Consider the following 20,731-nt stretch of genomic DNA (forward strand, 5'->3'; position numbering starts at 1 on the left):
GGACGGCGGTGCGCGGGGGAGGCCGGTGGGCGGCGGGTGAGCGGCGGGTGCGGGTCGGTGCGTGGTCGGTGCCGCGGACGGGCGCGGGTAGCATGGGCGGTGACCGGTTGCGAGACCGGTACTTCGCGCGCCCGCACACCGCCCCCCGAGGGCGGGGCGCGCCGCCTCGGTCCCTCCCGGCTCGCCGGAGGGGAGCAGGCGCGTCGCGGGCGCCAGGGCGGCGGCCGTCGGGGTCGTCGCAGGAAACCGAGCGCGCCCCCGGGAGATCCGGTGGCGCCGGGAGGAGTGCGTCGGCATGGCCGTCGTCACCACGCGCCAGCTGCTCGAGAGCGGCGTCCACTTCGGGCACCAGACCCGTCGCTGGAACCCCAAGATGAAGCGCTTCATCTTCACCGAGCGCAACGGCATCTACATCATCGACCTGCAGCAGTCGCTGACCCACATCGACCGCGCCTACGAGTTCATCAAGCAGACCGTGTCCCACGGCGGCTCGGTGCTCTTCGTCGGCACGAAGAAGCAGGCCCAGGAGCCCCTCGCGGAGCAGGCCTCCCGCGTCGGGATGCCCTACGTGAACCACCGCTGGCTCGGCGGCATGCTCACCAACTTCCAGACGGTGAGCAAGCGCCTGCAGCGCATGAAGGAGCTCGAGCAGATCGACTTCGACGACGTGGCCGCCAGCGGCCGCACGAAGAAGGAGCTGCTCATGATGCGCCGCGAGAAGGACAAGCTCGCCCGCACCCTGGGCGGCATCCGCGACATGACCAAGGTGCCCAGCGCGGTGTGGATCGTCGACACCAACAAGGAGCACCTGGCCGTCGACGAGGCGCGCAAGCTCAACATCCCGATCGTCGCGATCCTCGACACCAACTGCGACCCCGACGTCGTCGACTACCGGATCCCCGGCAACGACGACGCCATCCGCTCGGTCACGCTGCTGACCCGCGTGGTCGCCGACGCCGTCGCCGAGGGCCTGCGCGCCCGCTCCGGCGCCGGTGAGGCCGCTGAGGGCGCCACCGCCGACGAGCCGCTGGCCGCCTGGGAGGCGGAGCTGCTCGGCGGCGAGCTGCAGACCGGCGAGGCCGGCGCCCAGGGCGCTCGCTCCGCGGCCAACCAGGCCGAGGCCGAGGCCGCCGAGCGCGTGCCGGCCAACACCGAGCCGGCCGCCGCGATCGACCAGGCCGAGTCCGAGGGCAGCACCGACGGTGCCGACACCGCCCCCGTCCTGCCCAGCGGCGACTTCGCCGCCGGTGGCGACAAGGCGGCCATCGACACGGTCGACGCCGTCCAGGGCGACGCCACCATCGCGGGCGAGAACGGCGCTCCCCAGGCCTGATCCCGCTCTCCTGCGCCGCGCCGTCCTCGAAGGACGGCGCGGCGCCGGTGCGCTCGCCCGATCCGGGCCGCACCTCCGCGCCGGCCGCACCCCGCGCCGGGCGGGACCCCCAGCACGCACGCACCACCCCACCGGAGGGACTCCACCATGGCGACCACCGCCGCTGACATCAAGGCGCTGCGCGAGCAGACCGGCGCCGGCATGCTCGACGTCAAGAAGGCCCTCGACGAGGCCGAGGGCGACCGCGCCAAGGCCATCGAGATCCTGCGCGTCAAGGGCCTCAAGGGCGTCACCAAGCGCGAGGGCCGCAGCGCCAGCAACGGCCTCGTGGCCGCTCGCGTCGAGAACGGCGTGGGCACCCTCGTCGAGGTCAACTGCGAGACCGACTTCGTCGCGAAGTCCGCCCCGTTCCAGAAGGTGGCCGACGTCGTCATGGAGACCGCGGTGCGCACCGGCGCCGCCGACGCCGCGACGCTCCTGGCCGCGGACGTCGAGGGCCGGCCGCTGCAGGCCGTGCTCGACGAGGCCAACGCCACCATCGGCGAGAAGATCGAGGTCCGCCGCGTGGCCCGCATCGAGGGCGCCCACGTCGGCTCGTACCTGCACCGCACGAGCCCCGACCTGCCCGCGCAGATCGGCGTCCTCGTGGCCCTGGACTCCGAGGCGCTCGACACCGCCCGCGACGTGGCGATGCACATCGCGGCGCTCTCGCCGATCCACCTGCACCGCGACGAGGTGTCGGAGGAGACCGTCGCCAACGAGCGGCGCATCGCCGAGGACACCGCCCGCGAGGAGGGCAAGCCCGAGCAGGCGCTGCCCCGCATCGTCGAGGGCCGGGTGAACAGCTACTTCAAGGACAACGTGCTCCTGGAGCAGGCGTTCGCCAAGGACCCCAAGCGCTCGGTGAAGCAGGTCCTCGCGGACTCCGGCGTCGAGGTCACCGCCTTCGCGCGCTTCCGCGTCGGCAACTGAGCGCCCTGCCGTGAGCGACTCGCTGACCGGGCCGGCGTCCAGCGCCGGTGAGGCTCCCGCCGCCCCCTGGCGCCGGGTGCTGCTGAAGCTGTCCGGGGAGACCTTCGGGGGCGGCGGCGTCGGGGTCGACCCCGACGTCGTCGCCCGCGTCGCCCGGGAGATCGCCGGTCCGGTCAGCGAGGGCGTCCAGGTGGCCATCGTCGTCGGCGGGGGGAACTTCTTCCGCGGCGCCGAGCTGTCCCAGCGCGGCATGGACCGCTCCCGCGCCGACTACATGGGCATGCTCGGCACGGTGATGAACTGCCTGGCGCTGCAGGACTTCCTCGAGCAGGCCGGCGTCGACACCCGGGTGCAGACGGCGATCACGATGGGCCAGGTCGCCGAGCCCTACGTGCCGCGCCGCGCGATCCGGCACATGGAGAAGGGCCGCGTCGTGATCTTCGGCGCGGGTGCGGGGCTGCCGTACTTCTCCACCGACACCGTCGCCGCCCAGCGGGCGCTCGAGGTGCGCGCGGACGCCGTCCTCATGGCCAAGAACGGCGTGGACGGCGTCTACACCGCCGACCCGCGGCTGGACGCCAGCGCCACCCGGCTGGACACCGTCACCTACGCCGAGGCCCTGCAGAAGGGCCTGAAGGTCGTGGACGCCACGGCGTTCAGCCTCTGCATGGACAACCGCCTGCCCATGGTCGTCTTCGGCATGGACGTGCCCGGGGGAGTACCGGCCGCCCTGCGGGGTGAGAGGATCGGCACGCTCGTCGTCGGCGGTTGAGCAGGCGCAGCAGGACGCAGCAGGACGTGAAGGAGCAGCGGTGATCGACGAGGCACTCCTCGAGGCCGAGGACAAGATGGACAAGGCCGTGGAGGTCGCGAAGGAGGACTTCGCCGCCATCCGCACCGGTCGGGCCAACCCGGCGATGTTCGCCAAGGTCATGGTCGAGTACTACGGCTCCCTGACCCCGCTGCAGCAGCTCGCGTCCTTCCAGACGCCCGAGGCGCGCACCGTGCTCATCACCCCCTTCGACCGCTCGTCGATGGCCGAGGTCGAGAAGGCCCTGCGCAACTCCGACCTGGGCGTCAACCCGGGCAACGACGGCCAGGTCATCCGCGTGGTGCTGCCGCAGCTGACCGCCGAGCGCCGCAAGGACTACATCAAGATCGCCCGCACCAAGGCCGAGGACGCCAAGGTCTCCATCCGCAACGTGCGCCGCCGCGCCAAGGAGGAGCTCGACCGCATCGCCAAGGACGGCGACGCCGGCGAGGACGAGGTCGCCCGCGCGGAGAAGGAGCTGGAGGCGGTCACCCGCCGCCACGTCGACGCGGTGGACGACCTGCTCAAGCACAAGGAAGTCGAGCTCACCACCGTCTGAGCCGAGCCCCTCCCCGTGGTGACCACCCCGCCCCCCGCCGTCGCGCCCGCGCCCAGCCGCGCCGGGCGGAACCTGCCCGTGGCCATCGGCATGGGCCTGGGCATGGGCGCGGCCCTGCTGCTGGCGCTGTTCGTGCGCAAGGAGCTGTTCGTCGCGCTGGCCGTCGTCGCGGTGGCCGCCTCGGTGTGGGAGATGGCCGGCGCGCTGTCCGCGCGGCGCCTGCACGTGCCGGTGGTGCCCCTCGTCGTCGGCAGCGCCGCCACGCTCGTGGCCACCTACGCCTCGGGGCTGGAGGCGCTGCTCGTCGGCGTCTGCCTCACCGCGTTCGCGGTGCTGGCCTGGCGGCTCGTGGAGGCGCCGCCGCTGGTGGCCTCCGAGGAGGGCGAGCGCCTGCCCGAGCCCGGCACGGCCGCCCTGCGCGACGTCACCGCCGGCGTCCTGGTCACCGCGTGGCTGCCGCTGCTGGCCGGCTTCGCCGTGCTCATGCTGCGCGAGGACGACGGCGCCCAGCGGGTGTTCATCTTCGTCCTCGCCGCGGTCTGCAGCGACATCGGCGGGTACGCGGCCGGGGTGCTCTTCGGCCGCCACCCGATGGCGCCGACGATCAGCCCCAAGAAGTCGTGGGAGGGCCTGGCCGGCTCCGCCGTCGTGGGCGTGCTCGGCGCCACCGCCGGCGTCGTCCTGCTCCTGGACGGCGCGTGGTGGGCCGGCGCGCTCGTCGGGGTCGCCGCCGTGGCCACGGCCACGATGGGCGACCTGAGCGAGTCCGTCCTCAAGCGCGACCTGGGCATCAAGGACATGGGCTCCCTGCTGCCCGGCCACGGCGGCGTGCTCGACCGCCTCGACTCCCTCCTGCCGACCGCGCCGGTGGTCTGGCTGCTGCTCAGCGCGCTCGTCCCCGCCGCCTGAGGCCCTCGCCGTCGGCGCGCGGGATGCCCCGCCGCGGGCGTGAGACGATGGGGGTGCTATGGCTGCCCCCGTCTCCCTGCCCACGCCCACGCTGGCGCCCTCCTCCTCGTCCGGCCCGGCCGCTGCGGGCGCGCCCGTGAAGGCCACCCTCGCCGTCCCGCGCCGGCCCAAGCCGCCGCGCCACCTCGCCGACCTGGCGCCCACCGAGCGCGCGGCGGCCGCTGCCGAGCTCGGCGTCCCCGCCTTCCGGGTCAAGCAGGTCGCCCAGCACTACTTCGGGCGGCTCACCGCCGACCCCGCGGCCATGACCGACCTGCCCGCGGGCGACCGCGACCGGATCGCCGGGGCGCTGCTGCCGACCCTGCTCACCCCCACCAGGGTGCTGGAGGGCGACGGCGGCAACACCGTCAAGACGCTGTGGAAGCTCTTCGACGGCGCCCGGATCGAGAGCGTGCTCATGCGCTACCCCGAGCGCGTGACCCTCTGCGTCTCCAGCCAGGCCGGCTGCGGCATGGCCTGCCCCTTCTGCGCCACCGGTCAGAACGGGCTGACCCGCAACCTGTCCACCGCCGAGATCCTCGAGCAGGTCGCGTCCGCGGCCCGCTCGCTGGCCGCCGAGCACGCCGCCACCGGCACCGGCCCGGGGCGCGTCTCCAACGTCGTGTTCATGGGCATGGGCGAGGCGCTGGCCAACTACCGCTCGGCGATCGCCGCGGTGCGCCGCATGGTCGACCCCGCCCCCGACGGCCTGGGCATCTCCGCCCGCGGCGTCACGGTCTCCACCGTCGGCCTGGTGCCCGCGGTGGACCGCCTCGCCGGCGAGGGCCTGCCGGTGACGCTCGCGCTGTCGCTGCACGCGCCCGACGACGCGCTGCGCGACGAGCTCGTGCCGATCAACTCCCGCTGGAAGGTGGGGGAGGTGCTCGACGCCGCCCGCCGCTACTTCGAGGCCACGGGGCGCCGGGTGAGCATCGAGTACGCGCTCATCCGCGACATCAACGACCACGCCTGGCGCGCGGACCTGCTCGGCGAGGAGCTCAACGCCCGCGGCTCGGGCTGGGTGCACGTCAACCCCATCCCGCTGAACCCGACGCCGGGCTCGAAGTGGACGGCGTCCGACCCGGGCGTGGAGGACGAGTTCGTCCGCCGGCTGCGCGCGGCCGGCGTGCCCACCACCGTGCGCGACACGCGCGGGCGCGACATCGACGGCGCCTGCGGCCAGCTCGCGGCCTCGGACATCGCCCAGCCGGTCGGCTGACGAGCGCCTGACGAGCGGGCGGGCCGGGGTCCCCCGGCCCGCCCGCTCGCGTCAGAGGAGCTCGATGCCGGGGACGCCGTCGACGAGGGTCACCCGCACCTGGTGCGGCTCGCCGTTCACGGTGGCCTCGCACGTCGCCTCCCCGCCGAGCAGGGACGCCGCCGGGCAGGAGGCGGCGATCGCGGCCGGCTCGCCGGTCAGCAGCGTCCCGCTGCAGTCGACCGAGATGCTCGTGCCCTCGGGCGACGGCGAGCCGCAGGTCACCGACGACGGCTCCACGCCCCACCGGCCCAGCGCGTCCTTCGCCTGCGCGAGGGCCTCCTGGGCCTCGGGCGCCTCCGAGAGCGGCAGCCCCTGCGCCTGGTAGTCCCGCACCGTCTGCACGGTCGACCACAGCGGCGCCACGAGGTTGACCACGGCCACGAGCACGGCCACCGACGCCAGGCCCAGCACGATCCCCACGACGCTCTTGACCGCGCCGGCCCCGCGCGAGCGCGCCCGGGCCAGCCCGACGACGCCGGCCAGCACGGCGGGGATGCCGGCGAGCACGGAGAGCACGATCGCCAGCAGCCCCAGCACCAGGGACGCCGTGGCGGCGCCGTTGCGGCGCTCGTCGACGTCGGAGTCCTCGAAGGTGTCCATCAGGGTGTGCGCCATCTCGTCCTCGCTCCGTCGCCGTGGGTGACCGGGTCCAGTGCACCAGCATGCGCCGGCGCGCGCGGGGCGAACGCCGCGGAAACCCGGCTGACCGCGGCGGCCGGCGTCCGCCAGACTCTGCCCGTGGCCCACGTGGAGATCAGCGACGTCGTCCACGCGCTGCCCGACGGCCGGCCCCTGCTGGCCGGCGTCAGCCTGCGCGTGGGGGAGGGCTCGCGCACCGCGCTCGTCGGCCCCAACGGCACCGGCAAGACGACGCTGCTGCGGATCGTCGCGGGCAACCTCGTGCCGGACGGCGGTGCGGTCGTGCGCTCCGGCGGCCTTGCGGTGATGCACCAGCAGGTGGGCGCCGGCGCCGCCGACGTGCGCGACCTGCTGCTGTCCGTGGCCCCGGAGGCCGTCCGCGCGGCCGCCGCCGCCCTGGACGCCGCCGAGCTGGCGATGATGGAGCGCGAGGACACCCCGACCCAGATGCGCTACGCCCAGGCGCTCGCCGACTGGGGCGACGCCGGCGGGTACGAGGCCGAGGTCGAGTGGGACGTGTGCTGCCAGGCCGCGCTCGGCGTGCCCTACGAGCGCGCCCGCTGGCGCGAGGTCGCGACGCTGTCCGGCGGGGAGCGCAAGCGGCTGGTGCTGGAGTCGCTGCTGCGCGGCCCGGCCGGCGTCCTGCTGCTCGACGAGCCGGACAACGCCCTCGACGTGCCCGGCAAGCGGTGGCTGGAGGAGCAGCTCGTCGCCTCGGCCAAGACCGTGCTGCTCGTCAGCCACGACCGCGAGCTGCTGGCGAACACCGCCACCCGGATCGCGACGCTGGAGCCGGGGGCGGCCGGGGCGCGGATGTGGGTGCACGGGGGAGGGCTCGCGACCTACGCGGCCGCCCGCGCCGACCGCACGGCGCGGCTGGAGGAGCTGCGCCGCCGCTGGGACGAGGACCACGCCGCCCTGCGCCAGCTCGTGCAGACCCTGAAGACGAAGTCGACCTTCAACGACGGGCTCGCCTCGCGCTACCAGGCGGCGCAGACCCGCCTGCGGCGCTTCGAGGACGCCGGCCCGCCCGAGGCCGCCCCGGTCGAGCAGCGCCTGCGGGTGCGGCTGCGCGGCGGGCGCACGGCGCGGCGCGCCGTCCAGCTCGAGCAGCTCGCCCTGACCGGCCTCGTCGCCCCGTTCGACCTCGAGCTGCACCTGGGCGACCGCCTCGCCGTCCTGGGCTCCAACGGCTCGGGCAAGTCGCACCTGCTGCGCCTGCTGGCCGCCGGCGGGAGCGACCCCGACGTCGAGCACGCCCCCGTGGGCGACGACCGGCCCGAGCCGGTCGCCCACACCGGGCGGGCCCGCCTCGGCTCGCGGGTGCGCCCGGGCTGGTTCCGGCAGTCCTCGATCCCCGAGGCCCTCGCCGGGCGGACGCTGCTGGAGGTGCTCCACCGCGGCGACGGCGACCGCGACGGCATGGGGCGGGAGCAGGCGGCGCGGGCGCTGGACCGCTACGGCCTGGCGGCCAGCGCCGAGCAGCGCGTGGAGACCCTCTCCGGCGGGCAGCGCGCGCGGTTCCAGGTGCTGCTCCTGGAGCTGTCCGGCGCCACGCTGCTGCTTCTCGACGAGCCGACCGACAACCTCGACCTGGACTCCGCCGAGGCGCTCGAGGCCGCGCTGGAGCAGTTCGAGGGCACCGTGGTGGCGGTCACCCACGACCGCTGGTTCGCCCGCACGTTCGACCGCTTCCTCGTGCTGCGCGCCGACGGCACGGCCGTGGAGGCCCCCGAGCCGGTGTGGGACGAGCCGCGCGTCGTGCGTGCGCGTTAGCCCGCGCCGACGGCCTCCGCCCTGGCAGGATGCCCGGGTGGGCACGAGCACGATGTCGAGCACGACGTTCCGCCGCAGCGGTCCCCTCGGACGCGGCTACGCGGTGGAGCAGGTCGAGGAGTTCTTCGGCCGCGCCCGGGTGGCCTACGAGGCCGGCGGGCTCAAGGGCGGGGTGACCAGCCAGGACGTGCGCAGGGTCGGCTTCGACCTCGTGCGCCGCGGCTACGACGTGGGCCAGGTGGACGCCGCCCTGGACCGCCTCGAGGACGCCTTCGCCCGCCGCGAGCACGAGATCACCCGCGGCCGCCTCGGCGCCGACCGGGCCCTGGACGAGCTGACCGCCAAGGCCGCGACGCTGCGCGGGCGCCTGGCGCGCCCCGACGGCGAGCGCTTCGACCTGGGCGCGAGCGGGACGGTCACCTACGACACCGACGACGTGGACGACCTCTGCGAGCGGATCCTGGCCTGGTTCGAGGACGGCGAGGATCTGACCGTCGAGGACGTGCGCACCGCGGTCTTCCGCACCCGCCGCGGCCGCCGCGGGTACGTCGAGCACCAGGTGGACGCCTTCCTCGACCGGGCCGTGGAGGTCCTCTCCGGCGTGGAGTGACGCGTCCGGCGGTGCCAGCGCCTCGGGCCCGCAGGTGCAGATCGGCAGCACCCGGCTCACCGAGCGCTGCCGATCTGCAGCAGACGTCGTCACGAGCCGCTCCGCAGCGACACCTGCTGCAGCGGCGTGGCTCCCGCTGGGTGGGCCTCCGCCGGCGCGCTCACCCGTGCCGGCGCCAGGGCTCCGCGGGTGCCAGGACGAACTGCCGGAAGGCGTAGCGCCACGGGATGACGGCGACCACGACGACCACCCACAGGACAGCGCTGGTCTGCTCGCGGAAGGCGTCGTCGGCGGCGCCGTCCGACCACGTCGGCAGAACGACGATCCCGAGCCGGAGGGCCTTCCACCCGACCTCGAAGAGCAGGACGGGGAGCATGCGCAGCGGGTAGCGCACCCCCAGCAGCGCGCCGGCTCGGCCCCAACCGGCGCTGACCGACATCCGGGGCCTCGTCGAGGAGACCCGACGCGCCGGGGCGAGGATCGACCTCGAGGTGGGGGTCGACGACGCGGACGCCGTGCCGGCCGCGCTGGGACGGGACGCCTACCGCATCGTCCAGGAGGCCCTGACCAACGTCGGCAAGCACGCCGCCGGCGACGCCGTGGTCTCGCCGTCCGTCACGCGCACGCTGCTCGCCCACGTCGGGGACGCAGAGGCCTCCGACCGCCGCCGGGCCGCCACCGAGCGGCTCGCCGCGCTCACCTCGCGCGAGCTCGAGGTGGCGACCGCGATCGGGACGGGTGCCTCCAACGCGGAGGTGGCCGCCTCGCTGTTCATGAGCGAGGCGACGGTCAAGGCCCACGTCTCCCGGCTGCTGACCAAGCTGGGCGCGAACAACCTGGTGCAGATCGCCATCGCCGTGCACGACGCCGCCCCGTCCTAGCGGGACGACCGCTCAGAGCCGCAGGTGCGAGCTCGACAGCACCCGGTCCACCGCCACCTCGACGACGACCCGCAGCGGGTCCGGGGCCGGCGTGCGCTCGTAGCGCTGCGCGTAGCGCGCCAGGGCGGCCGCCACCGCGGCCTCGTCCTCGACCACTCGCGCGACGCCCTCCAGGGTGATCCAGCGCGGCCCCTCCACCGAGCAGAGCACCGCGCGACCGCCCGCCGCGGCGTTGCGGACCTTGCGCGAGGTGCGCCGTGCCGTCACCCGCGCCACCGTCGCCGCGGCGTCCCAGGTGAAGGCGACCGGCACCACGTGCGGGGTGCCGTCCGGGCGCAGGGTGGTCAGCGTGGCGAGGCGCCGCTCGGTGACGAAGTCCAGGGCGGTCGCGGGCAGCACCACGGGATCGCTCACGGGCCCAGTCTGCGGGTCACGGCCGGTCAGGAGCCGGTCAGGGCTGCCAGCGGGCGGCCCAGGAGCGCCGGGCGCCCGGTCAGGCGCTCCTCGGCGTCGGCCCAGGCGGCCAGGCGCAGCCCGGCGTTGACGCCCAGCCAGCGCAGCGGCTCCGGCTCCCAGCGCGGGGAGCGGTGCCCGACCCAGGGCAGGTGCACCAGGTCGGTGTCGCGGCCCAGGAGCAGGTCGGCCAGGGTGCGCCCGGCCAGGTTCGCCGCCCCGACGCCGTCGCCGACGTACCCGCCGGCGCGCGCGATCCGGGTGGCGGGGTCGAAGCGGACGCCGGCGTGCCAGTCGCGGGGGATGGCCAGCGGGCCGCCCCAGGCGAAGGGGAAGGCGGTGTCGGGCACGCCGCGCAGGGCGGGCAGCAGGTCGCGGACGGCGGCGCGCAGGGCCGCGAAGACCCGCTCGTCGCGGTCGTGGGCCGGGGCGACGCCCGAGCCGAAGTGGTAGGGCGCGCCGCGGCCGCCGAAGACCAGCCGGTCGTCGGCGGTGCGCTGGCCGTAGACGACGAGGTGCCGGTGCTCGCTGAAGGTCTCCCCGGCGCGCAGCCCGATCCGCTCCCACAGCCGCTCCGGCAGCGGCTCGGTGGCGGTGACCAGGGAGTACACCGGCACCACGTCGCGCCGGTGCCCCGGCAGCCGCGCGGTCCAGGCCTCGGTGGCCAGCACGACGTCCCGGCACGCGACGGTGCCGCGGTCGGTGACGACCCGGCCCGGGGCGACGGCCAGCGCGCGCGTGCCCTCCGCGATCCGCGCACCGCGCCGGCGCACCGCGTCGGCCAGCCCGCGCACCATCCGCAGCGGGTGCACGCGGGCGCAGTCCGGGGTCCAGGTCCCGCCCAGCACCCCGTCGGCGTCCAGGCGCTCGCGGGCCGCACGGGCGTCGAGCAGGTCCAGGCGGTCCACGCCCCAGCGCTGCGCCTCCGCCACCTCGGCGCGCGCGCGGGCGAGCTGGGCGGGGCTGCGCGCCACGGTCACCGTGCCGCCGTGGGCCCAGCCGCAGTCGATCCCCTCCTGCGCCAGCGCGCGCCCCACCTCGGCCACCGTCGCGCCCATGGCGCGCCGCAGCGCCAGCGCCGGCTCGCGCCCGTGCCGGCGCACCAGGGCCGCGGTGCCGGTGGGGAACAGCGCCGAGCACCAGCCGCCGTTGCGGCCGCTGGCGCCGAAGCCCACCCGCTCGGCCTCGACCACGAGCACCCGCAGGGCGGGATCGGCCTCCAGCAGCGAGCGGGCCGTCCACAGGCCGGTCAGCCCGGCCCCGACGATGCAGACGTCGGCCTCGGCGTCGCCGTCCAGCGGTGCGCCCGGTGGGGACGGCGGCGCGGTGGCGGCCCACAGCGAGGCGGCGGTCACAGCCGCGCCCAGGCCTCCGTGAGGACGCCGCGCAGGACCTGCTCGATGTGGTCGAACTCGGCCTGGCCGGCGATCAGCGGCGGCGCCAGCTGGATCACCGGGTCGCCGCGGTCGTCGGCGCGGCAGTACAGGCCGGCCTCGAACAGCGCGGTCGACAGGAACCCCCGCAGCAGGCGCTCCGCCTCGTCGTCGTCGAAGGTCTCCCGGGTGCTCTTGTCCTTGACCAGCTCCAGGCCGTAGAAGAAGCCCTCGCCGCGCACGTCGCCCACGATCGGCAGGTCCAGGAGCTTCTCCAGGGTGGCGCGGAAGGCCGGGGCGGTGGCCTGGACGTGGTCGGTGATCCGCTCGCGCTCGAACAGGTCGAGGTTGGCCATCGCCACGGCCGCCGAGACCGGGTGCCCGCCGAAGGTGTAGCCGTGCATGAACGTGTTCGTGCCGTGCTTGAACGGCTCGAAGAGGCGCTCGCTGGCGATGCAGGCGCCGATCGGGGAGTAGCCCGAGGTCATCCCCTTGGCGCAGGTGATCATGTCCGGGACGTAGCCGAAGTCGGTGCAGGAGAACATCGACCCGGTCCGGCCGAAGGCGCAGATGACCTCGTCGGAGACCAGCAGGACGTCGTGGGTGTCGCAGATCTCCCGCACCCGCTGGAAGTACCCGGGCGGCGGGGGGAAGCAGCCGCCGGAGTTCTGCACCGGCTCGAGGAAGACCGCCGCGACGGTGTCGGCCCCCTCGAAGAGGATGGCCTCCTCGATCCGGTCCGCGGCCCAGCGCCCGAAGGCCTCCGGGTCCTCGCGCAGCGCCTCCGGCGCCCGGTACAGGTTGGTGTTGGGCACCCGCAGCGAGCCGGGCACGAGCGGCTCGAAGGGCGCCTTCAGCGCCGGGATGCCGGTGATCGACAGCGCCCCCTGAGGGGTGCCGTGGTAGGCCACGGCGCGGCTGATCACCTTGGTCTTGCCCGGCCTGCCGGTGAGCTTGAAGTACTGCTTGGCCAGCTTCCAGGCGGTCTCCACCGCCTCGCCCCCGCCGGTGGTGAAGAAGACCCGGTCCAGGCCGTCGGGGGTGTGGGTGGCCAGGCGCTCGGCCAGGTCGATCGCCGCGGGGTGCGCGTAGGACCACAGCGGGAAGAAGGCGAGCTCGCTGGCCTGCTTCGCGGCGGCCTCGGCGAGCTCGGTGCGCCCGTGGCCGGCCTGGACCACGAACAGCCCCGCCAGACCGTCGAGGTAGCGGCGCCCGCGGTCGTCGGTGATCCAGCAGCCCTCGCCGGAGACGATGACCGGCACCTGACCGCCCTGCTCGTACACCGAGTGCCGGGTGAAGTGGCCCCACAGGTGGTCGCGCGCGGCCTGCGCGCGGGGCGTGCCGCGGGGGGTGCGCGCGGGCTCCCTGCCGCCGGGCGAGGCGGGGGCGGTGACGTCGGCGGGCGTGGAGGTCATCGGGTTCCCCAGTCGTAGCGCTGCTTGATGAGCTTCATGTAGACGAACGTCTCGGTGGTCAGGACGCCCTCGGTGCGGCGGATGCGGTCGCTCAGGAGCTCCAGCAGGTGGTCGTCGTCCTCGCAGACGACCTCGACCACGACGTCGAAGGAGCCGGCGGTGACCACGACGTAGTCGACCTCCGGGAGCTCCGCCAGCTCGTTCGCGACCGCGGTGAGGTCGCCGGAGCAGCGGACGCCGATCAGCGCCTGGCGGGTGAAGCCCACCTGCACCGGGTCGGTGACGGCGACGATCTGCACCACCCCGGCGTCCAGGAGCCGCTGCACCCGCTGGCGCACCGCCGCCTCGGACAGCCCCACGGCCTTCGCGATCGTGGCGTAGGGGCGGCGGCCGTCCTGCTGGAGCTGCTCGACGATGCGCTTGGAGACGTCGTCCAGCACGGGAGCGGAGCGGGCGGTCACGCCCCGAGGATGCACGCTGCCGGCGGCCCGGACAAGGGAACCCGCAGACATCGGTGTTCGTGACGACGGAATCGGTGGCAGTTCCTGTGGATCGCGTCCGGTCTGGTCCGCTGGGGCTCCGATCTGGCTAGTGTGCGCCCACGCCCGGTCCGCCGGGCGGCGCACCGCCGCCGTCGACCACCAGCCGCACCCGCCCGGGAGGACCACGTGGGGACCACCACGGAAGCTCGCACCAGCGCGCCGCGCAGGCTGCGCAACTTCGTCGACGGCGCCTGGACCGAGGCGGCCTCGGGGCGCACCAGCGACGTCGTCGACCCGGCCACGGGCGCCGTCGTGGCCACCGCCGCGGTCAGCGGCGAGGCGGACGTCGACGCGGCCTACGGCGCCGCGGCACGGGCCTTCGAGACCTGGCGCGACACCACCCCGGCGGAGCGGCAGCTGGCCCTGCTGCGGATCGCGGACTCCCTCGAGGCCCGCAGCGCCGAGTTCGTGGCGCTGGAGGGGGAGGACACCGGCAAGCCCCACGCCCTGACGGCGACCGAGGAGCTGCCGCCCTGCGTGGACCAGCTGCGCTTCTTCGCCGGCGCAGCCCGGGTGCTGGAGGGGAGGAGCGCGGGGGAGTACCTCGCCGGGCACACCTCCTGGGTCCGCCGGGAGCCGATCGGCGTCGTCGGCCAGGTCACGCCGTGGAACTACCCGCTGATGATGGCGGTCTGGAAGATCGCCCCGGCGCTCGCGGCCGGCAACACCGTCGTCCTCAAGCCGGGCGAGACCACGCCGGAGACCACGCTGGCGCTGGCCGAGCTGGCCGCCGAGCACCTGCCGCCCGGCGTCCTCAACGTCGTCACCGGCGACCGCGACACCGGCCGCGCGCTGGTCTCGCACCCGGTGCCCGGGCTGGTGGCCGTCACCGGCTCCGTGCGCGCCGGCACCGAGGTGGCCTCCGCGGCCGCCACGGGCGTCAAGCGGGTGCACCTGGAGCTGGGCGGCAAGGCCCCGGTCGTCGTCTTCTCCGACGCCGACCTCGCCGCCGCGGCCGAGGGCATCGCCGCGGCGGGCTACTTCAACGCCGGACAGGACTGCACCGCCGCCACCCGCGTGCTCGTGCACGCCTCGGTGGCCGAGGAGCTCTCCGCGGCCCTGGCCGAGCAGGCCCGCGGCACGAGGGTGGGGCTGCCGGACGACCCCGACGCCGCCGTCGGCCCCGTCAACAGCCGCGCCCAGCTCGACCGGGTCACCGGGTTCCTCGACCGCCTGCCCGACCACGCCGAGGTCGCCGCCGGCGGGGCGAGGGTCGCGGAGCTGCCCGACGGGTGGTTCCTCCAGCCCACCGTGGTCACGGGCCTGCGCCCGGGCGACGAGATCGTCACCGATGAGGTGTTCGGGCCGGTGATCACGGTGCAGACCTTCACCGACGAGGCCGAGGCGCTCGCGCTGGCCAACGGCACCCGCTACGGCCTGGCCTCCAGCGTCTGGACCGCCGACCTCTCCCGCGGCCTGCGCATGTCGCGCCGCCTCGACTTCGGGTGCGTGTGGCTCAACACCCACATCCCGATCGTCGCGGAGATGCCGCACGGCGGGTTCAAGTCCTCCGGCTACGGCAAGGACCTGTCGGCGTACTCCCTGGAGGACTACACGCGGGTCAAGCACGTCATGGCCGCGTTCGAGTGACCCGCCGCCCGAGCGCCCCGAGCGCCCCGAGCGCCCCGACGCCCCGATGGGAGCCCGCATGACCCCCCGCAACCGCTCGACCGGCCGGCCGGGCCTGGACGCCGTCCCCGCCCACCTGCGCCCGCTCGTCGCCGCCCAGCTCTCCCGCCAGCCCTCGCGGCGCAGCGTGCTCCGCGGCGCGGGCCTGCTGGGCCTGGGGGCGGCGCTGGCCGCCTGCGGCACCTCGGGCGCGTCGGGAGGCTCCGGCGGCGGCACCCCCACCCCCGCGCGCGACCGGTCGGAGGAGGAGGCGCTGGTCCGGTGGTCGAACTGGACGCTGTACCTCGACCTCGCCGAGGACGGGAGCACCTACCCCACGCTGGAGCAGTTCACCGCCGCCACGGGGATCGAGGTCGACTACAGCGAGGACGTCGACGGCAACGACACCTACTACGGCAAGGTGCAGGGCCAGCTCGCCCAGGGCCAGGACATCGGTGCGGACATCATGGTCCTCACCGACTGGATGGCCGCCCGGTGCATCCGCCAGGGCTACGTGCAGCCCTTCACCGACGGTGGCGTGCCGAACAAGGCGAACATCCTGCCGGACCTCGCCGACGTCGACTTCGACCCCGGCCGCGAGCGCTCCCTGACCTGGCAGTCCGGGTTCGCCGGCATCGCGTGGAAGACCGCCGACGTCCCCTTCGAGCTCACCTCGGTCTCGGACCTGTGGCGCCCGGAGCTCAAGGGGCGCGTGGAGGTCCTCGACGAGATGCGCGACACGGTGGGGCTGATCATGCTCGAGCAGGGCGTGGACATCGCCCGCGGCGACTGGGGCGAGGCGGAGTTCGGCGCCGCCCTCGAGGTGCTCGAGGAGCAGATCGCCAACGGCCAGATCCGCCAGGTGCGCGGCAACTCCTACAAGGAGGACCTGGTCTCCGGCGACGCGCTGGCGGTCATCGGCTGGTCCGGTGACCTGACCCAGCTGAACTTCGAGAACGGCGACCAGTGGACCTTCCGGCTCCCCGAGGCCGGCGGCGCGCTGTGGAGCGACAACATGCTCATCCCCGTCGGCAGCCCCCACCGCGCCAACGCGCAGCGGCTGATGGACTTCTACTACGACCCCGAGGTCGCCGCCCAGGTCGCCGCCTACGTCAACTACATCTGCCCCGTGCAGGGCGCGCAGGAGGCGATGGCCGCGATCGACCCCGAGCTGGTCGAGAACGAGCTGATCTTCCCCTCCGAGGAGGTGCTCGCGAACGCGCACGTCTTCCGGACCCTGGAGCCCCAGGAGGAGCAGGGGTTCAACGAGGACTTCCAGCGCGTGATCGGCAACTGATGGCCGTCGTGAGCGGGGCCACCTCCGGCGCGGACCTGCACCTGGAGCGGCTGACGAAGCGCTTCGGCGGTACCCGCGGGGGAGCGGCCGGGGCCCTGGCGGTCGACGACCTCACCCTGACGGTGCCGGCGGGCTCCTTCTTCGCCCTCCTGGGCCCCTCGGGCTGCGGCAAGACCACCACGCTGCGGATGGTCGCCGGGCTGGAGGAGCCGACGTCCGGCCGGGTCCTCATCGGCGGGCAGGACGTCACCGCGACCCGCGCCCACCAGCGGCCGGTCAACACCGTCTTCCAGAGCTACGCCCTCTTCCCGCACATGGACGTGCTCGCCAACGTCGCGTTCGGCCTGCGCCGCCGCGGCCGCCGCGACGCGGAGGCCGCCGCCCGCGAGGCCCTGGACCTCGTCGAGCTCGGCCACCTGGCCGACCGCCGCCCGGCCCAGCTCTCCGGCGGCCAGCAGCAGCGCGTCGCGCTGGCCCGGGCGGTGGTGAACCGCCCCGCCGTGCTGCTCCTGGACGAGCCGCTGGGCGCCCTGGACCTCAAGCTGCGCCGCCAGATGCAGGTCGAGCTCAAGCGGATCCAGACGGACGTGGGGCTGACCTTCATCCACGTCACCCACGACCAGGAGGAGGCCATGACCATGGCCGACCGGGTCGCGGTGATGAACGCCGGGCAGGTGGAGCAGCTCGGCGCCCCCCAGGAGCTCTACGACCTGCCGCGCAGCGCGTTCGTGGCCAACTTCCTGGGCCAGTCCAACCTCGTGCCGGGCACCGTGACCGGCGCCCGCGGCGACCTGCTGGAGGTGGCGCTCGTCGGCGGCGGCCACGCCCTGGTGCCGCGGGAGCGGTCCGTCACGGCGACCGGGCGGGTGGTCGTGGGGGTCCGCCCCGAGAAGGTGCACATCGCCCCGGACGCCGGCCGCGACGGCGCGGACGCGGCCGCCAACCGCCTCGGCCCGGGCACCGTGGTCGACGCCTCCTTCGCCGGCGTCAGCACCCAGTACCTCGTGGACGTGCCCGGCGCCGGCCGGCTGTCGGTGTTCACCCAGAACCTCGGGCACGCCCCCGTGGTGCGCCGGGGGGAGAGGGTGCGCCTGTCCTGGGCTCCCGAGCACAGCTTCGGCCTGCGCGGGGACGAGGACCCCGCGGCCGGCACGCTGGAGCGGCAGAGCCCCGCCGACGCCGTCGCCGCGCTCTGATGTCCGTGCTCGCGGGGCTGGCCCCGACCCCTGCCGCGGGCCCGCCACCGGTCCGCCGTGGCGCGCGGTGGACGCCGTACCTGCTGCTGGCGCCCGGCCTGCTCTGGCTTCTGCTCTTCTTCGTGCTGCCCCTGGTGCTGCTGGTGACCACGTCGCTGTCCGAGCCCGTGCCCGGCGGCGAGGTCGGGCAGACCCAGCCGGCCTTCCGCGTCGCCAACTACACCGAGGCCCTGGCCGACTACTGGCCCTGGTTCGTGCGCTCGGTGGGGTACGGGCTGCTCGCCACCCTGCTGGCGCTGCTGATCGGCTACCCGCTGGCCTACGCGATCGCCGTGCGGGCGCGCACCCGGCCGCTCGTCCAGCAGCTGCTGCTCGTCGCGGTGGTCGCGCCGTTCTTCACGAGCTTCGTGCTGCGGACGATCGCCTGGCGGCAGGTGCTGGCCGACGAGAGCCTCGTGGTCTCGGCGCTCAAGGCCCTGGCGGTGCTCCCCGACGACGCGCGCCTGACGGCCACGCCGCTGGCCGTCGTGGCCGGGCTGACCTACAACTTCATCCCGTTCATGACGCTGCCGATCTACGCCAGCCTCGAGCGGCTGGACGCCCGGCTGCTGGAGGCGGGGCAGGACCTCTACGCCGGGCCGGTCACCACCTTCCGCACGGTGACGCTGCCGCTGTCGCTGCCGGGCGTGGTGGCCGGGACGCTGCTGACCTTCATCCCCGCCACGGGCGACTACGTCAACGCCGCCCTGCTGGGCGGGCCGGGCTCGGCGATGCTCGGCAACGTCATCGACTCGCGCTTCTTCCGGGTGGTCGACTACCCCACCGCCGCGGCGCTGTCCTTCCTGCTGATGGCCCTGATCCTCGCCCTGGTCGCCCTGTACGTGCGCCGCGCGGGCACGGAGGAGCTGCTGTGAGCGCCGGGCAGGTGCTCGCGGGGGCCGCCGCGGCCGAGCACGTGACCGACGGCCGCCCGGCGCGGCCCTGGCGGCACCGCGCGGGGGACTGGCTGCTGCCGGCGTTCGCGGGCCTGGCGCTGGTCTACCTGCTCGTGCCGATCGCCTACACCTTCGCCTTCTCCTTCAACGACGCCGGCCGCTCCAACCTCGTCTGGCGGGGCTTCACGCTCGACAACTGGCGCGACCCCTGCGGCGCCCCGGCCGTCTGCTCGGCCGTGGTCACGAGCCTGCAGATCGGCGTCCTGGCGACGCTGCTGGCGACCGCCATGGGCACGCTGCTCGCCCTGGCGCTCGTGCGCTACCGCTTCCGGTTCCGGGCGACCACGAACCTGCTGGTCTTCCTGCCGATGGCCACCCCCGAGGTCGTCCTGGGCGCGTCCCTGCTGGCGCAGTTCCTCAACCTGCGGGTCAGCCCCGGCTTCTGGACCGTCGTGGTGGCGCACACGATGTTCTGCCTGAGCTTCGTCGTGGTCACGGTCAAGGCGCGGGTGGCGAGCCTGGACCCGCGGCTGGAGGAGGCCGCGGCGGACCTCTACGCCTCGCCGCTGCAGGGCTTCTGGAGGGTGACCCTGCCGCTGCTGGCGCCGGGGATCGCTGCCGCGGCGCTGCTCAGCTTCGCGCTGAGCTTCGACGACTTCATCATCACGAACTTCAACTCCGGGGCCACCGACACCTTCCCCAAGTTCGTCTACGTGGCCGCGACCCGGGGCATCCCGGCGCAGGCGAACGTCATCGGCTCGGCGATGTTCCTGGCGATCCTCGCCGTCGTCGTGGTCGCCAGGATCCTGACCGCCCGCCGCCGGCGGGCCTGAGAGGCGGTGGGTGGTGGGTCCTTCCTCCTCCAGCGGCATGCGCGTCCTCGTCGTGGGTGCCGGCGGCGTCGGTGACGCCGTCGCGCGGATCGCGGCCCGGCGCACCTTCTTCGACGCGGTGGTGATGGCGGACGCCGACCTGGCCCGGGCCGAGCGGGTCGTGGCCGCGGTGCGGGCCCGCCACCCCGGGGAGGGCCGGTTCTCCGCCTGCCGGGTCGACGCCTCCGACGAGCGGGCGGTGGCCGAGCTCGTGCGCACCACCGGCGCCACGCACGTGCTCAACGCCGTGGACCCGCGCTTCGTCATGCCCGTCTTCTCCGGCGCGCTGGCGGCCGGCGCGGACTACCTGGACCTCGCCATGTCGCTGTCGCGCCCGCACCCGGACCGCCCGCACGAGCTGACCGGGGTCAAGCTCGGCGACGAGCAGTTCGCGCAGTCCGGGCGGTGGAGCTCGGCGGGACGCCTGGCGCTGGTCGGCATGGGGGTCGAGCCCGGGCTGTCCGACGTCCTCGCGCGCTACGCGGTGGACCACCTGTTCTCGGAGGTGGACGAGCTGGGGGTGCGCGACGGCGCGAACCTCGTCGTCGAGGGGCACGGCTTCGCGCCGTCGTTCTCGATCTGGACGACCATCGAGGAGTGCCTCAACCCGCCCGTGGTCTGGGAGGGCGGCACCTGGCGCACCACGGCGCCGTTCAGCGAGCCCGAGGTCTTCGACTTCCCCGGCGGCATCGGGCCGGTGGAGTGCGTCAACGTCGAGCACGAGGAGGTGCTCCTCATGCCCCGCTGGCTGCCCGCGAAGAAGGTGACCTTCAAGTACGGCCTGGGCGGGGAGTTCATCGGCGTCCTCAAGACGCTGCACGCCCTGGGCCTCGACGGCACCGCCCCGGTGCGGGTCAAGGGGCTGGACGTCGCCCCGCGCGACGTCGTGGCCGCCGTCCTGCCCGACCCGGCGACCATCGGCCCGCTCATGCGCGGCGCGACCTGCGCCGGGGTGCTGGTCACCGGCACCGGCGTCGACGGGCGCCCGCGCGAGGTCTACCTCCACCACGTCGTCGACAACGCGTGGTCGATGGCCGAGTACGGCGCCCAGTGCGTCCTCTGGCAGACGGCCGTCAACCCGGTCGTGGCGCTGGAGCTGCTGGCCTCGGGGCAGTGGTCGGGCACCGGCGTCCTCGGGCCCGAGGCCTTCGACGCCGTCCCGTTCCTGGACCTGCTGGCGGCGCCGGACGGCTACGCGTCCCCCTGGCACCTGCAGGAGCGGACTCCCGCAGGTGCCAGGTAGCCCTCAG

At 74.8% G+C, this 20,731-nt stretch carries 21 protein-coding genes; 15 read left to right on the forward strand and 6 right to left on the reverse strand.

What is annotated here, in order from left to right; translation table 11 throughout:
- The first annotated feature begins 295 nt into the window (after positions 1-295).
- From rpsB to rlmN, 6 genes are all read left to right on the forward strand, one after another.
- On the forward strand, positions 296-1,333 hold the full coding sequence (gene rpsB / locus AC5FZL_RS02440) for a 30S ribosomal protein S2 (protein WP_493616978.1): 1,038 nt from the start codon (positions 296-298) through the stop codon (positions 1,331-1,333).
- 147 nt (positions 1,334-1,480) lie between these two features.
- Entirely contained in the window at positions 1,481-2,305 is an 825-nt protein-coding gene (gene tsf, locus AC5FZL_RS02445) for a translation elongation factor Ts (RefSeq protein ID WP_493616979.1), read from the forward strand.
- A 10-nt stretch (positions 2,306-2,315) separates the two neighbouring features.
- Positions 2,316-3,077, forward strand: a complete 762-nt coding sequence (gene pyrH / locus AC5FZL_RS02450) for a UMP kinase (protein WP_493616980.1) — start codon at positions 2,316-2,318, stop codon at positions 3,075-3,077.
- A gap of 40 nt (positions 3,078-3,117) precedes the next feature.
- Positions 3,118-3,675 (forward strand): ribosome recycling factor, encoded by a 558-nt coding sequence (frr, locus tag AC5FZL_RS02455; RefSeq protein ID WP_493616981.1) that lies wholly within the window; start codon positions 3,118-3,120, stop codon positions 3,673-3,675.
- Positions 3,676-3,693: 18 nt separating this feature from the next.
- A complete protein-coding gene (locus AC5FZL_RS02460) occupies positions 3,694-4,584 on the forward strand; it encodes a phosphatidate cytidylyltransferase (protein ID WP_493616982.1) in 891 nt (296 codons plus the stop codon).
- A 58-nt stretch (positions 4,585-4,642) separates the two neighbouring features.
- Positions 4,643-5,842, forward strand: a complete 1,200-nt coding sequence (gene rlmN / locus AC5FZL_RS02465; RefSeq protein ID WP_493616983.1) for a 23S rRNA (adenine(2503)-C(2))-methyltransferase RlmN — start codon at positions 4,643-4,645, stop codon at positions 5,840-5,842.
- A gap of 51 nt (positions 5,843-5,893) precedes the next feature.
- Here rlmN and AC5FZL_RS02470 read toward each other — a convergent pair whose 3' ends face one another.
- The gene (locus AC5FZL_RS02470) at positions 5,894-6,499 is read right to left on the reverse strand and encodes a DUF4190 domain-containing protein (protein ID WP_493616984.1); all 606 of its coding nucleotides are present in this window, start codon (positions 6,497-6,499) and stop codon (positions 5,894-5,896) included.
- Between the two features lie 123 nt (positions 6,500-6,622).
- Here AC5FZL_RS02470 and AC5FZL_RS02475 point away from each other — a divergent pair, with 123 nt between their 5' ends.
- Positions 6,623-8,299 (forward strand): ATP-binding cassette domain-containing protein, encoded by a 1,677-nt coding sequence (locus tag AC5FZL_RS02475; RefSeq protein WP_493616985.1) that lies wholly within the window; start codon positions 6,623-6,625, stop codon positions 8,297-8,299.
- Between the two features lie 37 nt (positions 8,300-8,336).
- Entirely contained in the window at positions 8,337-8,909 is a 573-nt protein-coding gene (locus AC5FZL_RS02480; RefSeq protein ID WP_493616986.1) for a DivIVA domain-containing protein, read from the forward strand.
- Between the two features lie 160 nt (positions 8,910-9,069).
- Here the strand turns inward: AC5FZL_RS02480 and AC5FZL_RS02485 are convergent, their stop codons facing one another.
- On the reverse strand, positions 9,070-9,348 hold the full coding sequence (locus AC5FZL_RS02485; protein WP_493616987.1) for a hypothetical protein: 279 nt from the start codon (positions 9,346-9,348) through the stop codon (positions 9,070-9,072).
- A 52-nt stretch (positions 9,349-9,400) separates the two neighbouring features.
- Here AC5FZL_RS02485 and AC5FZL_RS02490 point away from each other — a divergent pair, with 52 nt between their 5' ends.
- On the forward strand, positions 9,401-9,790 hold the full coding sequence (locus AC5FZL_RS02490; protein WP_493616988.1) for a response regulator transcription factor: 390 nt from the start codon (positions 9,401-9,403) through the stop codon (positions 9,788-9,790).
- A 12-nt stretch (positions 9,791-9,802) separates the two neighbouring features.
- Here AC5FZL_RS02490 and AC5FZL_RS02495 read toward each other — a convergent pair whose 3' ends face one another.
- Genes AC5FZL_RS02495 through AC5FZL_RS02510 form a run of 4 tightly spaced genes read right to left on the reverse strand, consistent with a single transcriptional unit; the run spans position 9,803 to position 13,543 of the window.
- The gene (locus AC5FZL_RS02495) at positions 9,803-10,204 is read right to left on the reverse strand and encodes a pyridoxamine 5'-phosphate oxidase family protein (protein ID WP_493616989.1); all 402 of its coding nucleotides are present in this window, start codon (positions 10,202-10,204) and stop codon (positions 9,803-9,805) included.
- Positions 10,205-10,230: 26 nt separating this feature from the next.
- A complete protein-coding gene (locus AC5FZL_RS02500; protein WP_493616990.1) occupies positions 10,231-11,598 on the reverse strand; it encodes an NAD(P)/FAD-dependent oxidoreductase in 1,368 nt (455 codons plus the stop codon).
- Entirely contained in the window at positions 11,595-13,031 is a 1,437-nt protein-coding gene (locus AC5FZL_RS02505) for an aspartate aminotransferase family protein (protein WP_493616991.1), read from the reverse strand. The genes AC5FZL_RS02500 and AC5FZL_RS02505 overlap by 4 nt, the downstream gene beginning before the upstream one ends.
- On the reverse strand, positions 13,028-13,543 hold the full coding sequence (locus AC5FZL_RS02510; protein WP_493616992.1) for an Lrp/AsnC family transcriptional regulator: 516 nt from the start codon (positions 13,541-13,543) through the stop codon (positions 13,028-13,030). The genes AC5FZL_RS02505 and AC5FZL_RS02510 overlap by 4 nt, the downstream gene beginning before the upstream one ends.
- Positions 13,544-13,699: 156 nt before the next feature.
- Here AC5FZL_RS02510 and AC5FZL_RS02515 point away from each other — a divergent pair, with 156 nt between their 5' ends.
- Genes AC5FZL_RS02515 through AC5FZL_RS02540 form a run of 6 tightly spaced genes read left to right on the forward strand, consistent with a single transcriptional unit; the run spans position 13,700 to position 20,724 of the window.
- A complete protein-coding gene (locus tag AC5FZL_RS02515; RefSeq protein ID WP_493616993.1) occupies positions 13,700-15,163 on the forward strand; it encodes an aminobutyraldehyde dehydrogenase in 1,464 nt (487 codons plus the stop codon).
- A gap of 58 nt (positions 15,164-15,221) precedes the next feature.
- A complete protein-coding gene (locus AC5FZL_RS02520) occupies positions 15,222-16,478 on the forward strand; it encodes a polyamine ABC transporter substrate-binding protein (protein ID WP_493616994.1) in 1,257 nt (418 codons plus the stop codon).
- Positions 16,478-17,674 carry an ABC transporter ATP-binding protein gene (locus AC5FZL_RS02525; RefSeq protein WP_493616995.1) on the forward strand — a complete coding sequence of 399 codons (1,197 nt, stop codon included), beginning with the start codon at positions 16,478-16,480 and terminating at the stop codon, positions 17,672-17,674. The genes AC5FZL_RS02520 and AC5FZL_RS02525 overlap by 1 nt, the downstream gene beginning before the upstream one ends.
- Complete coding sequence (locus tag AC5FZL_RS02530) at positions 17,674-18,588, forward strand: ABC transporter permease (protein WP_493616996.1); 915 nt, start codon at positions 17,674-17,676, stop codon at positions 18,586-18,588. The genes AC5FZL_RS02525 and AC5FZL_RS02530 overlap by 1 nt, the downstream gene beginning before the upstream one ends.
- Positions 18,585-19,442 (forward strand): ABC transporter permease, encoded by an 858-nt coding sequence (locus tag AC5FZL_RS02535; RefSeq protein WP_493616997.1) that lies wholly within the window; start codon positions 18,585-18,587, stop codon positions 19,440-19,442. Before AC5FZL_RS02530 ends, AC5FZL_RS02535 begins: the two co-directional genes overlap by 4 nt.
- 37 nt (positions 19,443-19,479) lie before the next feature.
- Positions 19,480-20,724 (forward strand): saccharopine dehydrogenase family protein, encoded by a 1,245-nt coding sequence (locus AC5FZL_RS02540; RefSeq protein WP_493617014.1) that lies wholly within the window; start codon positions 19,480-19,482, stop codon positions 20,722-20,724.
- Positions 20,725-20,731: the final 7 nt, after the last annotated feature.

The sequence above is a fragment of the Quadrisphaera sp. DVD1 genome, assembly GCF_058932755.1.

Bases quoted from the DNA above. Each gene is read 5' to 3' on its own strand.
- rpsB (WP_493616978.1), top strand. From the start codon at position 296: ATGGCCGTCGTCACCACGCGCCAGCTGCTCGAGAGCGGCGTCCACTTC.
- tsf (WP_493616979.1), top strand. From the start codon at position 1,481: ATGGCGACCACCGCCGCTGACATCAAGGCGCTGCGCGAGCAGACCGGC.
- rlmN (WP_493616983.1), top strand. From the start codon at position 4,643: ATGGCTGCCCCCGTCTCCCTGCCCACGCCCACGCTGGCGCCCTCCTCC.
- AC5FZL_RS02470 (WP_493616984.1), bottom strand. From the start codon at position 6,499: ATGGCGCACACCCTGATGGACACCTTCGAGGACTCCGACGTCGACGAG.
- AC5FZL_RS02485 (WP_493616987.1), bottom strand. From the start codon at position 9,348: ATGTCGGTCAGCGCCGGTTGGGGCCGAGCCGGCGCGCTGCTGGGGGTG.
- AC5FZL_RS02505 (WP_493616991.1), bottom strand. From the start codon at position 13,031: ATGACCTCCACGCCCGCCGACGTCACCGCCCCCGCCTCGCCCGGCGGC.
- AC5FZL_RS02510 (WP_493616992.1), bottom strand. From the start codon at position 13,543: ATGTCTGCGGGTTCCCTTGTCCGGGCCGCCGGCAGCGTGCATCCTCGG.
- AC5FZL_RS02520 (WP_493616994.1), top strand. From the start codon at position 15,222: ATGACCCCCCGCAACCGCTCGACCGGCCGGCCGGGCCTGGACGCCGTC.
- AC5FZL_RS02525 (WP_493616995.1), top strand. From the start codon at position 16,478: ATGGCCGTCGTGAGCGGGGCCACCTCCGGCGCGGACCTGCACCTGGAG.
- AC5FZL_RS02530 (WP_493616996.1), top strand. From the start codon at position 17,674: ATGTCCGTGCTCGCGGGGCTGGCCCCGACCCCTGCCGCGGGCCCGCCA.
- AC5FZL_RS02540 (WP_493617014.1), top strand. From the start codon at position 19,480: ATGCGCGTCCTCGTCGTGGGTGCCGGCGGCGTCGGTGACGCCGTCGCG.